This window comes from Bacteroides togonis, from assembly GCF_900130135.1.
In the GTDB taxonomy this organism is placed as follows: Bacteria; Bacteroidota; Bacteroidia; order Bacteroidales; family Bacteroidaceae; genus Bacteroides; species Bacteroides pullorum.
In genome coordinates this window covers 1,178,494-1,192,564 of the sequence record NZ_LT670820.1, presented here as the reverse complement: position 1 = coordinate 1,192,564, position 14,071 = coordinate 1,178,494, and the positions used below count along the sequence as shown (strand labels likewise).

The window sequence follows — 14,071 nt, the reverse complement described above, 5'->3', positions numbered from 1 at the left end:
ATGTTGCGTTCGCTCTACATACAAAACTATGCGTTGATCGAGAAGCTGGACATTGGCTTCGATAGTGGCTTTTCAGTCATCACAGGCGAGACAGGTGCCGGCAAGTCCATTATTTTGGGAGCCATCGGCCTGTTGCTGGGTCAGCGTGCCGACGTGAAGTCCATCCGCAAGGGGGCTTCGAAGTGCATCATTGAGGCGCACTTCGACGTGTCGGCCTATGGCATGCAACCTTTCTTCGAAGCCAACGAACTGGAGTACGAAGACGAGTGCATCCTGCGCCGCGAGCTCTATGCTTCGGGCAAGAGCCGTGCCTTCATCAACGACACGCCTGCTTCGTTGGTACAGATGAAGGAACTGGGCGAGCTGCTCATCGACGTCCACTCCCAGCATCAGAACCTCTTGCTCAACAAGGAGGGCTTCCAGTTGAACGTGCTCGACCTGCTGGCGCACGACGATGCCGAGCTGGCCGCCTATCAGAAGTTGTACAACGACTGGCGGCAGGCCCGTCAGGACCTGGAGGCGCTTGTGGCTCGTGCCGAGCAGAGTCGTGCGGACGAAGACTACATCCGCTTCCAGCTGGAGCAGCTGGAGGAGGCCAACCTTACCGACGGTGAGCAGGAAGAGCTGGAGCAGGAAGCGGAGATGCTGACCCATGCCGAAGACATCAAGGCCGGACTTTATCGAGCCGGACAGGCGCTGAACGCCGACGAAGGCGGTGTGCTCGAAGCCTTGAAGGACTGCCAAAATACGATGATGGGCTTGCGCTCGGTCTTTGCTCCTGCGGGCGAATTGGCCGACCGTCTGGACAGTGTCTATATCGAGCTGAAGGATATCTCGCAGGAGGTGGCCGACAAGGAAGAAGAAGTCGAATTCAATCCCGCCCGCCTCGACGAAGTGAACGCCCGCCTCAATCTCATTTATTCGCTCCAGCAAAAGCATCGTGTTGATACGGTCAAAGCACTGCTTTCCTTGCAGGAAAACTATGCTTTGCAACTTTCGGCCATCACGTCGTCCGACGAAGACATCGCCCGCCTCGAAGCGCAGGTGAAGGAACTCTTCAGCCAGGTCACCACACAGGCACAGGTCTTGACCGAAGCGCGCACCCGTGCCGCTCGCGAAGTGGAGCGGCAGATGGCCGCACGGCTGGTGCCGCTGGGCATGCCCAATGTCCGCTTTCAGGTGGAGATGGGCGTACGCAAGGAGCCGGGCGTGCATGGAGCAGATACGGTGAATTTCCTCTTCTCGGCTAACAAGAACGGGGTGTTGCAGAACATTTCGTCCGTGGCTTCGGGGGGTGAGATAGCGCGTGTCATGCTGTCCGTCAAGGCCATGATAGCCGGAGCCGTCAAGTTGCCCACCATCGTGTTCGACGAAATCGACACGGGCGTGTCAGGCGAGATTGCCGACCGCATGGCTGACATTATGCAGGAAATGGGCGACAACGACCGTCAGGTCATCAGCATCACCCACCTGCCGCAGATAGCCGCGCGCGGGCGTGCCCACTATAAAGTATATAAGGAAGACAACGAGGTGGAGACGAGCAGCCACATCCGTCGCCTGACCGACGACGAACGGGTGGAGGAACTGGCCCACATGCTGAGCGGAGCCACCCTGACCGAGGCCGCGCTAAACAATGCCCGCGCTTTGTTGAAACTGGATAAATAAACTAATAAGATAAACGAATGACAGACAAAAGTGAAATGATTTTTGGTGTCCGTGCCGTGATAGAAGCCATACAGGCCGGTAAGGACATCGACAAGATACTGGTGAAGAGAGACATACAGAGCGACTTGTCCAAGGAGCTGTTTGCCGCACTGAAGGGAACACTGATACCCGTTCAGCGGGTACCTGTGGAGCGCATCAACAAGATTACGCGCAAGAATCATCAGGGCGTGGTGGCTTTCGTTTCGGCCGTCACCTACCAGAAGACGGAAGACCTCGTACCCTTCCTCTTCGAGCAGGGCAAGAATCCGCTCTTCGTGATGCTCGACGGCGTGACGGACGTACGCAACTTCGGCGCCATCGCCCGTACTTGCGAGTGTGCGGCGGTCGATGCCGTCATCATCCCTGCCAGGAACAGCGTGACGGTGAATGCCGATGCCATGAAAACCTCGGCCGGCGCCCTGCATACCCTGCCCGTGTGTCGTGAGCAGAGCCTGAAGGAAACCTTGCAATACCTCAAGAACAGCGGTTTCCATATCGTGGCCGCTACCGAGAAGGGCGACTACGACTATACGAAGGCCGACTATACCGGCCCGATGTGCATTATTATGGGAGCCGAAGACAAGGGCGTTTCCTACGAAAACCTGGCCTTGTGCGACGAGTGGGTGAAGATCCCGATGCTGGGTACCATCGAGTCGCTCAACGTATCCGTAGCGGCGGGTATTTTGATATATGAAGCAGTAAAACAACGAATTAACTGATTATATGCTGATGAAAAAGAAAATACTATTGTTGTTTGCCATCTCACTGGTGGCTCAATGGGCTTTTTCCCAACCCAAGTGGGTGGATAAGGCCAAGCGTGCCGTATTCTCTATCGTGACCTATGACAAGGACGACAAAATGCTGAACACGGGCAACGGATTTTTTGTGAGTGAAGACGGAGTGGCCATGTCGGACTATTCCTTGTTCAAGGGTGCGCGTCGTGCCGTCATCATTAATTACGAAGGCAAGGAGATGCCGGTCGACGCCATTATGGGTGCTGACGATATGTATGATGTTGTGAAGTTCAAGGTAGGCATTACAGAGAAGAAAGTACCCGCTTTGGCGCTTGCTGCTTCGGCTCCCGTTGTGGGCAGTGAGGTTTATTTGTTACCATATTCCACTCAAAAAAGTCGCGTCTATACAGCCGGTAAAGTGAAAGCTGTAGATAAGGTGGCCGAAAACTATTCATACTATACGCTTGATATGAAGTTAAAGGACAAGATGGTTAGCTGTCCGCTGATGACAATGGAGGGAAATGTTTTCGGTTTAGCGCAGAAAGCTTCGGGACAGGATACAGCCAGCATCTGTTATGCAGTAGATGCCAATTATGTGATGGCACAAAAAATTGCTGCTTTGTCCTATAGTGATATGGCTTTGAAGGATATTGGTATCAAGAAAGCACTGCCTGAGACAGAAGAAGAGGCGCTCATATTTTTATATATGGCATCCTCACAGCTTTCACCAGAAAAGTATATGGAAGTATTAGAGGACTTTATCCGTCAGTATCCGAATAGTTCTGATGGTTACTTACGTCGTGCGTCACAACGTTTATTCGCGTCGGACGATGAGGCTTCCATGAAGCTCGTGGTTGAAGACTTGGATCAAGCCTTGAAAGTGGCAGCAAAGAAGGACGATGTCCTTTTTAGCCGTGCTAAGATAATTTACAATTATATTCTTTCTCATTCCGAGAAACCTTATGAAGATTGGTCGTTTGACAAGGCTTTGGATGAAATCCGTCAGGCTATTGCGATTCAACCGTTGCCAGTTTATGTACAGACAGAAGGGGATATTCTTTATGCTAAAGCCGATTATGCAGGTGCTTTGCAAGCTTATGAGAAGGTGAATCAGTCCGAGCTTGGATCGGCCGCCACACTCTTTACTACAGCTAAGATAAAGGAAGCAATGGGAGCATCGCCCGAAGAGATTCTGGTCGTGATTGACAGTTGTGTCGCTCGATTCAACAAACCTTATACACAAGAGGCTGCTCCTTATTTGTTGGAGCGTGCTCAGGCGTTGATGAAGGTTGGAAAAGCACGTAATGCCATGCTTGATTATGACGCATATTATGATGCAGTGAAGGGTAATGTGAACGATGTGTTCTATTACTATCGTGAGCAGGCAGCCTTGAAAGCACGTCAATACCAGCGTGCTCTCGATGATTTGGCGAAAGCAATCGAGCTGAATCCGAAGGATTTGACCTATCGTGCTGAGTTGGCTGTTGTCAATATACGAGTAGGACGTAATGAAGAAGCTGTAAAGATTCTGAAGGAGGCTTTGGAGATAGATCCCAAATATGCTGAAGCTTATCGCTTAATAGGTATTGCTCAAATACAAATGAAGCAGAATGCTGCTGCTTGTGAAAGCTTTGCTAAAGCAAAAGAATTGGGTGATCCTAATGTCGATGTTTTGATTGAGAAGAATTGTAAATAGGCTAGATTGGCAAGAAAAGAAAAAGGATGCGCTTTTGGCGCATCCTCTTTCGGGGCTTTTCCCCCTTCTTAGTTAAGTCTAGGTATGAAAAAAAGGTTATGAGTGAATATTGCTTTATGCATTCACTATTATAAATGCAGTTGGAGAAGAAATACTGCACAGTTAGAGAAAATTTTTTTTCTAACTGGAGAAAAATAAAGGTAAGATTAGAATTAAAAATTGAAAGCAACATGAAGAAAGTAATTTGTAGTCCGAAAGCACCTGGTGCCATCGGACCTTACAGTCAGGCTATTGAGGCCAATGGAATGGTGTTTGTATCAGGTCAGCTGCCCATTGATGCAGCTACAGGCGTAATGCCTGAAGGGGCTGCTGCGCAAGCCCGCCAGTCATTGGAGAATGTGAAGCACATTCTTGAGGAAGCAGGCTTGGGCATGGCCAATATCGTGAAGACTACCGTTTTTCTGGCCGATATGTCTCTCTTTGCTGACATGAATTCGGTATATGCCACTTATTTTGAGGGCGATTTCCCAGCCCGCTCGGCGGTAGCCGTGAAGGCATTACCCAAGGATGCTTTAGTGGAGATTGAGTGCATCGCGGTGCGTTAACAGGTCGGCCACAATGAAACTGCTGCCTCCCACGAAGATGAAGTCTTCGGGGAGGCTTTTTTCTTGTGCAGCTCTGACAGCGGCAGGTACATCGGGGTAGCACTCTCCTTGTAATCCGGCCTCTTTGGCCTGTCTTTTCACTTCTTCGGCGGGCAGGGCACGCTTCACGCTGGCTTGGGTGAAATAGTAGACGGCCTCACGTGGTAGCAGTGCCAGTACGCCGCGGATATCCTTGTCGTTCACCATGCCCATGACGATGTGCAGGCGGCGGTAAGTCTGTTGTTTGAGTTGCTCCACAATGTAGCGGATGCCACCCACGTTGTGTCCTGTGTCGCAGATTAGGGTAGGAGCATCCTGCAACTTTTGCCAGCGTCCCATGAGTCCCGTCAGACGGGTGACATGCGCGAATCCGCTCCTTACGCTGGTGCCATCGATGCGGTAACCGGCCTCCTTCAGCAGGGGGAGAGCGGTAAGTATTGTCTGTTTGTTCTTCTTTTGATAGAGGCCTTTTAGTTCGAATTCAATGCCTGGATAGTCTTCGCGGTCATAGTCTTCGGCAAAGTAGATGGGCGCGTGCATTGTGGTTGCTTTGGCTAGGAAAACTGGCTTTGTCTCTGGTGCAGTTTCGCCGATGACTACAGGTGTGCCTTCCTTGATGATTCCCGCCTTTTCGCTTGCTATCTGTGCCAGCGTGTGGCCTAGGAATTGCATGTGGTCGAAGCTGATGTTGGTGATGATACACAAATCGGGTCGGATGATGTTAGTACAGTCCAATCGTCCGCCCAGACCTACCTCGATGACAGCCACGTCCACCTGTTTGTCGGCAAAGTAGCGGAAAGCCATGGCGGTGGTCAGTTCGAAGAACGACGGGTGGAGCGGTTCGAAGAAGGTCCGTTCCTTTTCTACGAAGTCCACGACATATTCTTCTGAGATGGGTTGTCCGTTCACACGGATGCGTTCGCGGAAGTCTACCAGATGGGGCGACGTATAGAGCCCCACACGGTAGCCGCTCTCCTGCAGGATGGCAGCTAAGGTATGCGAGCAGGAACCTTTGCCATTGGTGCCCGCTACGTGGATGGTGCGGAAGCGTCGATGCGGATGTCCAAAGTGTTCGTCCATGATGAGGGTGTTCTCCAATCCCTCCTTGTAGGCAGCGCTTCCTACCTGCTGAAACAGGGGGGCACTGTTATATAAGTAAGATAATGTGCTCTGATAGTCCATCATTTGAAATATTTAACGGGAAACAAATCCTTTCTATTTACTAATTTGTTATCTTTAAAGGCAACAAAGATACGTACTATTTAAATCTAATGAGTATGGGAGCAAAGAAAAATTTCGTAATCGACACGAATGTGATTCTGCACGATTACAAGTGTCTGAAAAATTTTCAGGAGAATGACATTTATCTTCCCATTGTCGTGTTGGAAGAACTGGATAAGTTTAAGAAAGGCAATGAGCAGATCAATTACAATGCCCGTGAGTTTGTTCGCGAGTTAGATGAAATTACTGATGATAATCTGTTTACGAAAGGGGCTCCTTTGGGGGAAGGATTGGGAAAATTGTTTGTTGTGACTGGCAATGTAGAGTCCAAACGTGTGTACGATTCTTTCCCTGAGCACAAACCTGACCATCAGATTTTGGCTGTGACCGACTGGTTGATGACGAAGTATCCCAAGATGAAGTCTATCCTTGTCACTAAGGATGTCAACTTGAGGATGAAGGCTCGTTCTGTCGGCATTCTTTGTGAGGACTACATTACTGACAAAGTACTTAATGTGGATATCTTTGAAAAGTCCAACGAAGTGTTTGAAGGTACAGATCCTACGCTGATCGACAACATTTATTCCTCGAAAGAAGGTATCGATATCAGCGAGTTTCCTTTCAAGGACATTATTCATCCCAACGAATGCTTCGTGCTGAAAAGCGACCGAAACAGTGTTTTGGCCCGCTATAATCCGTTCAGCCATGCAGTATGTCGTGTCAACAAGTCGAAGAACTATGGCATTGAGCCGCGCAATGCCGAACAAAGCTTTGCCTTCGAGGTGCTAAATGATCCAAACATCAAGCTTGTAGCGCTGACGGGTAAGGCAGGTACGGGAAAGACTTTGCTGGCTTTGGCCGCTGCTTTACGGCAGATGAACGAATACAAACAGATTCTGTTGGCTCGTCCCATTGTGGCCCTGTCCAACAAGGACATCGGCTTTTTACCAGGTGATGCCAATGAAAAGGTTGCTCCCTACATGCAACCTCTGTTCGATAACCTGAATGTCATCAAGCATCAGTTTGCTGCCAGTTCCAGTGAAGTGAAACGCCTGGAAGATATGCAAAAGAGCGATCAACTCGTTATTGAAGCCCTGGCATTTATTCGTGGTCGAAGCCTGAGTGAAACCTACTGTATCATTGACGAAGCGCAGAATTTGACACCTCACGAGATCAAAACTATCATTACCCGTGCGGGCGAGGGGACGAAGATGGTGTTCACGGGCGATATTCAGCAGATAGACCAGCCTTACTTGGACAGTCAGTCCAACGGTCTTGTATATATGATCGACCGTATGCGTGACCAAAACCTCTTTGCCCACGTCAATCTCGTGAAAGGCGAGCGCAGCGAATTGAGCGAATTGGCCAGTAACTTGATGTAGCTTTAAATTCTACAAGAGAGTGTTAAACAATAGGCAATTTAAAATTGTAGAGTGCTCCTAAAAGTTGATATTAACTTTTAGGGCACTCTATTTTTAATAGCGTTATCCTCAGACTATAAACTCATTTTTACAGGAGCTGAGTTTGGATACTTTCTTTTTAGTTTTAGGGACGGGAAAAAACTGTATATGCAGGATCCTCTACATCCACCAGCATCTTAGTCAGTATCTTTTTGAATTTACCTACCAGTTTCACTTCTTTGTCAGCTAGATTATTCATCTGATAAGGATCGTTTTTTCGATCAAAAAGATATTCTTCAGTAATGATTCCTTTCTTGAATTTGGCGGCGTATGTGTATTGTTCGTTACGTATACCTCTTGCGCCTGTATCTGGATTTTTCCCAGTTGAGTTTACTTGGTTATACCGCATATACAACTGATATTTCGGCATGTTTTTACGACTGCCCTGAATTTGTTTACTTAGGTTGCGGGTTTGTACCGAAGGAGGTATTTTATTTTCCAATCCCATCAGAGACAAAATGGTCGGACAAAAGTCTTCAACGGACAATAACAGATCTTCGTCCACTCTTGGTGACAACTTACTTCCCCATGAAATCATGAAGGGAACTCTCATAGCCTCTTCATAAAAAATATTCTTTCCGATATTTTCGTGCATTCCCATGGAATCACCATGGTCAGAGACAAACACTACAATCGTATTATCGAACATTCCGTTTCGTTTGAGTGCTTCAATAATTCGTCCGAATTGTTCATCTACTCCCGATATGCAGGCATAATAATCAGGCAGGCTTTTCTTGAAATAATCAACATACTTCTGATCTGCATTCCTGAGATGCGGCATTGCGGCTACAACTGAATCAACATTCAATCCTTTATATAGTTCCTTATAATTATCGGGCACCAGTTCATAACCCGTATGAGGAGGATTCATGGATACCATCATGGCAAAAGGCTGGTCTGATCCCTTGATACTGTCAAGATAATGAATGGCAAGATCGGCTTCATATTCAGGCCCCCACTGATTCACATAATAAAAATCTTCGCGCCCGGCCTGGGTATTCCAGTACATGGGTTTCAGATGCCAGTCGTATGTACCATAAGCCACCCAATAGTCAAAACCATGTCTTCTGTGAGGAGGACACCATTCATTCCAGGCCATTTCCCCCTTATTATTGTAGCAGTCGATAAAAGGCTTCACAGGTTTGTCCAAATGCCATTTCCCGATATATGCAGTATGGTAACCTTCCGACTGAAGCACATCTGACCAACAAGTCAGATCTTCTCGTAGTTCAACATTCTGAGTGGCAGATTCTGACTGGCAGTTGGTAATAACTCCATTCTTATGCGGATAGGCCCCCGAAAGAAACATTCCCCTTGCTGGAGAAGATACCGGATATCCACTTACGGCTTGGGTAAACACAACTGCTTCTTTGGAAAAAGAATCAAAATTCGGAGTCTTTACTACTTCTTTTCCTCTGAATCCAAAGGCATCGCCCCGAAACTGGTCAGCCATTACCACCAGCAAATTAGGACGCTCGGAATAGGTGTTTCCCGGGGGGGTAGCGGCTGAAGACGGAAGTTGATACAATATTGATGCAATAGTTGTAAAATATATGTTCACATTTTTTTTCATAATATCTCGTGCTTTTTGATAGTAGCTTTAAAGTTCACTTACAAAAATAGTTATTTGATCGATAATATCAAACTGCTTGTTGTTTCTTTCCCTAAAACTTTTCTCGTATAATTTGTTGTCAAAAAGCAGTAGAAGGTGAGAAACTTTTGCTAATTTTGTGACATCCATGAAAAAAACGTGTAGGACTGTAAAGGTTGATAGCCGAATTGAGTTCGTTGAATAGTCCTGTTAAAATCTACATAGGTAAAATGATTTGAAAAAACGGTATATATATTTTTTATTAATATCAATATTTCTAACAGATCTATGAAAAAAATAAGTTTCTTATTGTGTTTTGGCATTACTTTAAACTGTTTTGCCATGGAACAGGCGTTTGAGAACAAAGTGAATAATTTTGAAAAAAGTCTGGTCTATAAGGACATAAGTGATGAGAAGGGGAGCCTTGAGAAAGTTGCAAAAGAATTGTTTGCAGATCCTTTGTGTACAAGGCTGAACAAGAGAGTGGGAAAAAGAAAAATCAGATCTTGCCCTAATGAAGAATTAAGGAACTTGGCTATGGCTTTACATAGTGGGCGATATGATACAAAGTTTCGCGTGAATTCCTTTAAACCGATATATAGTCCAGAAGCATTGGGAAAACTTTTGCATATTGGAAACGGATACAGTACATATCAGCATGTGACAGGTATTGTATTTAAGCCTGGGAAACATATTGTCGTTGTTGATGGGTTGAAGGAAGGAAGTAAACTGGGAGTGAAAGTCGCAGAACTCTTTGCTCCCAATCAGGGCGATAAGGATTGGAGTCTCCATTTTGAAAGGTTCGAACTTAAAAATGGTATTAACGTCATAGAGAAGACTTCTGAATGGACAGGACTTGCCTATATGGATTACTACTTTGACAATCCGGAAAAAGAAAATACGATTAAAGCACATTTTATCACTGGAGAGGTCAACGGATATTTCGATGCATCTGTAAATACAAACGAAGATTGGGACAGAATGCTTGCCAACGCTGTCTATCCGGTTTTCGATGCAACAGGAAGTAACATACACTTGGCCTACCCGGTAGAGGACCTGAAAAAATATGCATCTGGACAAGGTAAGGAACTGATTGAAGTTTACGAACAGCTGGTATCTAAGCAACATGAAATCATTGGCTGGAAAAAATACAATCACATCACAAACAATAAAATCTTTGCCCGCGTCAACTACGGATACTACATGTTTCGCGACGGTGATGGCGTAGCCTTCAAGTTCGATACCATGAAACGTGTGGCCGATCCCGTTCACATGCGGACAAAAGACGAAGATGCCTGCTGGGGATTCAGCCATGAAGTGGGACACGTACATCAGCTGCAAACCTATCTCTCATGGGGTGGGCTGGGGGAAACCAGCAATAATATCTGTACAAGATATTGTACACAAGCTTTTGGGTATAAAAATAGATTAGAGAAGGCATTTGCTAATGCGGAAAAAACTTTTTTGGAAGATAGTAAGGCAGGCACAGTGAGTGCTGCTCGAAGAAATGGCGGAATGAATGACTCCATTATTTCATCCCGTAAGATTAATCCGGATAAAGCAATCAGTTATTTGGAAACGGATGTTTTCGAACGCCTGGTTCCGTTCTGGAAATTGCAATGCTACTTTACTCAAAACGGTTACCCCGACTTCTATCCTGATTTATATGAAAAGATGAGGAACTCCGAAAAAGAACATCCTGAACTGAAGGACTTGGACAGACACGAAAATGTAGTCCCATTTCAGCTGAATTTTGTACGGGGGGCTTCTTTGGTCGCTGGAAAAAATCTTTATCCCTATTTTGAAGCGTTCGGCTTCTTCCGCATCCTGAAACTTTCATACGGAGATTACGGAGACTACAACTACGAAATGACTACCGAAATGAGAGAGCGTTTCAAGAAAGAAATGGAAGAACTGGAAAAACAGCAACTGATCAAGCCGCTCACTCCGGAAGAACTCAACGCACTGATTTATGCTAAAGAAAAAGAGTAACTCAAAGTCTAAATACGAACAAACCATGAAACGAATTTTTCCTCTTTTATTGGGAGGCCTGCTGCTGGCAGCTCCCATTCAGGGACAGGAAAAACCCCTCCCTTCATTATATGGCACCGGAGTCTGGAATGCTGATTCACTCGGCAATCACAGAGTGGTGGTTTCCGTTGACCAACCTTCAGATGCTGTTCTGGCTCTCATCCAATGGCGACGGAGAGATTTCAATCCGGAAAACAAGGATCTGATTGTCATTGATGCAAAGACTGGAAAGCGCATTACCAACGTATGCCGCTTTCAGATCAGCCGGGAAAAAGGTGAGGTCGTCTTTCAGCCGCAAACCGTTCCGGGGGACTATTATATCTATTACCTGAGAAATATTTCTTCAGGAAGCAAATATTATCCGACCGTAACTTATCCGGGATTTGAAGAAACAGCATCTGCCGAATGGAAAAAGGCTAACCGCCTGACAGGGAAAAAGGCTCCCGAACTATCGCAGGCTACTGTCAAGCAGTTCCAGGCCATCAATGAATTCCATTCTTTCTACCCGATGGAAGTGATCGCCACTGCCAAAGAAAAAGACGACTTGCTGAAATCCCAACCAGAGGATCCCTATATTCTGTTTACGGAAGACCGGCGTTACCCAATCCGCATGACAACAGATCTGCCCTATAAATGGATAGAAGACAACCGCCATGATTCTTTTGAGGGAACGGCAGACAAAGGAGAATATTACACCTTCCAAATCGGTCTTTGGGCGGCCCGCAAAGATGTCAACCACCTGAAGCTTACCTATTCTGCTCTGGTTAATTCACAAACCGGCGAATCAATCCCCGCTTCTGCATTCACCTGTTTCAACACAGGAGGTGTAGATGTCACCGGAAGTGTGTTTGAAAAAGACTGTTCCGTCCCCAAAGGAAAAGTACAAGCTCTGTGGGTAGGAACGATGGTTCCCGAACAGCTGATAGCCGGACAGTATACAGGAACAGTAACTGTTCAGGCTGCAGGAATGAAGCCCAAGCAGGTAAAAGTGACCCTGAATGTCACTGACAACCTGATTGCCAACCACGGAGACAATGAACCCTGGAGACATTCTCGCCTGCGCTGGCTGAACTCCCAGATCGGCTTTGATGACGAAGTAATCGCTCCCTATATTCCTCTGAATGTACAGGACAAGACCATTTCACTGCTGGGACGCAAAGTGACTCTTCAACCCAACGGATTCCCGGCACAGATCACTTCTTATTTCAAGGAAACACTCACCGAAATAGGAACAGAAGGACTGGATATCCTGTCCAGACCGATGGAACTCACAACCGGAGAAAACTGGGAGAACCTGGACTTCACCTATACCAAACGTAAGGCCGGTGCTCTGGGATGGCATGCCACCAATCAGAACAATCAGTTCATTATGAACCTGGACGCCCAGATCGAGTCTGACGGAAACATGGAATACAAGGTGGTACTTATTGCCCGCAAGGATGGTGAAATAAATGACATTGCACTCAGTACCGAACTGGCTCCCAACATTGCACAATATATGATGGGATTGGGAGAAAAAGGCGGCTACTGCCCCCAGAATCTGGACTGGAAATGGGGCGTTGAAAAAAATCAGGATGCCCTGTGGACCGGTAGTGTCAATGGAGGACTGCAACTTCGTTTCTATGACGACAAATACGAACGTCCGCTGAATACGAACTTCTACCACGAGAAACCGCTGCACATGCCGGTTTCGTGGTGTAACAACGGCAATGGAGGTATCAAGCTGAGTGCAGCAGGAAAAAACACCCTGATCAATGCTTATTCAGGAAAACGTACAGTCAAAAAAGGTGACCGCCTGTGCTTCTACTTCAACGTGCTGATTACTCCGTTCCGTACCATCAATCCCGACAAGCAATGGCTGGACCGCTATTATCACGGATATGACTTCATCGACAAAACTCATGAATTCGGAGCGACCGTAGTCAATATTCATCACGCCAATGCCATCAATCCGTTTATCAACTATCCTTTCCTGCGCACCAGAGAAATGAAAGCTTATATTGACGGAGCTCATGCAAAGAATATGAAAGTGAAGATCTACAATACGGTACGTGAACTTTCAAACAGCTGTACCGAGATCTTTGCCTTGAGAAGCCTCAACGGAGAAATTTTCTCCAAAGGTAAGGGAGGCGGATATTCTTGGCTTCAGGAACATTACGACCAGGATTACATCGCTGCCTGGTTTGCCTATAATGTACAGGATGCTGCGATTGTAAATACTGGAGTGTCCCGCTGGCACAATTACTATATGGAAGGACTGGACTGGCTCGTCAAGAATGTCGGTATCGACGGACTGTACATTGACGACCTGGCTTTCGACCGCATGTCCATGAAACGTGTACGCAAGATTCTGAACCGTACCAATCCCGGTGCCATGATCGACTTGCATTCAGCCAACCAGTTTAACGACAAAGATGGCTTTGCCAACAGTGCAAACCTGTATCTGGAACACTTCCCCTACCTGGACCGCTTGTGGTTCGGCGAATATTTCGACTATGACATGCCGCCCGAGTTTTGGATGGTGGAAGTATCTGGTATCCCCTACGGACTGATGGGAGAAATGCTGTGGGAAGGTGGAAACAAATGGCGCGGAATGCTGTATGGCATGACCGGACGTAACCCGGGATATGGGGTGGACAACCGTCCTCTTTGGAAATTCTGGGATGAGTTTGGAATGAAAGGCAGTGAAATGATCGGTTACTGGGTGAAGGACAATCCGGTCAAGACCGGCAGAGAAAAAACACTCGCCACCATTTACCGTAAAACCGGAGCCAAGACACTGGTCTCACTGGCAACCTGGGAAGACCACGATGTAGATGTCACCCTGCAAATTGACTGGGCTAAACTGGGTCTGGATCCGGCTAAGGTATCTCTGCATGCCCCGGCTATTGAGAACTTTCAGCCCGAAAAGACCTGGAAACCGGGAGACACCGTAACCGTTCCGAAAGGAAAAGGATGGCTTATCGTGATTGAATAACCGAAGGATTCCA

9 protein-coding genes are annotated in these 14,071 nt (G+C 46.9%); 7 read left to right on the top strand and 2 right to left on the bottom strand.

Going from position 1 to position 14,071, the window contains the following annotated elements:
- From recN to BQ8005_RS05090, 4 genes are all read left to right on the top strand, one after another.
- Nucleotides 1-1,665 (top strand): DNA repair protein RecN, encoded by a 1,665-nt coding sequence (gene recN / locus BQ8005_RS05110; RefSeq protein WP_075317288.1) that lies wholly within the window; start codon nucleotides 1-3, stop codon nucleotides 1,663-1,665.
- Between the two features lie 17 nt (nucleotides 1,666-1,682).
- Nucleotides 1,683-2,423: a 23S rRNA (guanosine(2251)-2'-O)-methyltransferase RlmB gene (rlmB, locus tag BQ8005_RS05105; RefSeq protein WP_075317287.1), complete on the top strand. Its 741-nt coding sequence runs from the start codon at nucleotides 1,683-1,685 to the stop codon at nucleotides 2,421-2,423.
- A gap of 10 nt (nucleotides 2,424-2,433) precedes the next feature.
- A complete protein-coding gene (locus BQ8005_RS05100) occupies nucleotides 2,434-4,134 on the top strand; it encodes a tetratricopeptide repeat protein (protein ID WP_075318952.1) in 1,701 nt (566 codons plus the stop codon).
- A gap of 230 nt (nucleotides 4,135-4,364) precedes the next feature.
- Nucleotides 4,365-4,739 carry a RidA family protein gene (locus BQ8005_RS05090; protein ID WP_075317285.1) on the top strand — a complete coding sequence of 125 codons (375 nt, stop codon included), beginning with the start codon at nucleotides 4,365-4,367 and terminating at the stop codon, nucleotides 4,737-4,739.
- Here BQ8005_RS05090 and BQ8005_RS05085 read toward each other — a convergent pair.
- Complete coding sequence (locus BQ8005_RS05085) at nucleotides 4,707-5,960, bottom strand: bifunctional folylpolyglutamate synthase/dihydrofolate synthase (protein WP_075317284.1); 1,254 nt, start codon at nucleotides 5,958-5,960, stop codon at nucleotides 4,707-4,709. The genes BQ8005_RS05090 and BQ8005_RS05085 overlap by 33 nt on opposite strands.
- 95 nt (nucleotides 5,961-6,055) lie before the next feature.
- Here BQ8005_RS05085 and BQ8005_RS05080 point away from each other — a divergent pair, with 95 nt between their 5' ends.
- On the top strand, nucleotides 6,056-7,381 hold the full coding sequence (locus tag BQ8005_RS05080; protein WP_021846505.1) for a PhoH family protein: 1,326 nt from the start codon (nucleotides 6,056-6,058) through the stop codon (nucleotides 7,379-7,381).
- 163 nt (nucleotides 7,382-7,544) lie between these two features.
- On the opposite strand, the gene BQ8005_RS05075 is transcribed toward BQ8005_RS05080, so the two are convergent.
- Complete coding sequence (locus BQ8005_RS05075) at nucleotides 7,545-9,032, bottom strand: sulfatase family protein (protein WP_075317283.1); 1,488 nt, start codon at nucleotides 9,030-9,032, stop codon at nucleotides 7,545-7,547.
- 306 nt (nucleotides 9,033-9,338) lie between these two features.
- Between BQ8005_RS05075 and BQ8005_RS05065 the strand changes: the two genes are divergently transcribed.
- Together BQ8005_RS05065 and BQ8005_RS05060 are read left to right on the top strand one after the other, a co-directional pair.
- Nucleotides 9,339-11,042, top strand: coding sequence for a M60 family metallopeptidase (locus tag BQ8005_RS05065; RefSeq protein ID WP_083610503.1), 1,704 nt, complete (start codon nucleotides 9,339-9,341; stop codon nucleotides 11,040-11,042).
- A gap of 25 nt (nucleotides 11,043-11,067) precedes the next feature.
- Nucleotides 11,068-14,058, top strand: coding sequence for a glycoside hydrolase domain-containing protein (locus BQ8005_RS05060; RefSeq protein ID WP_075318950.1), 2,991 nt, complete (start codon nucleotides 11,068-11,070; stop codon nucleotides 14,056-14,058).
- Nucleotides 14,059-14,071: the final 13 nt, after the last annotated feature.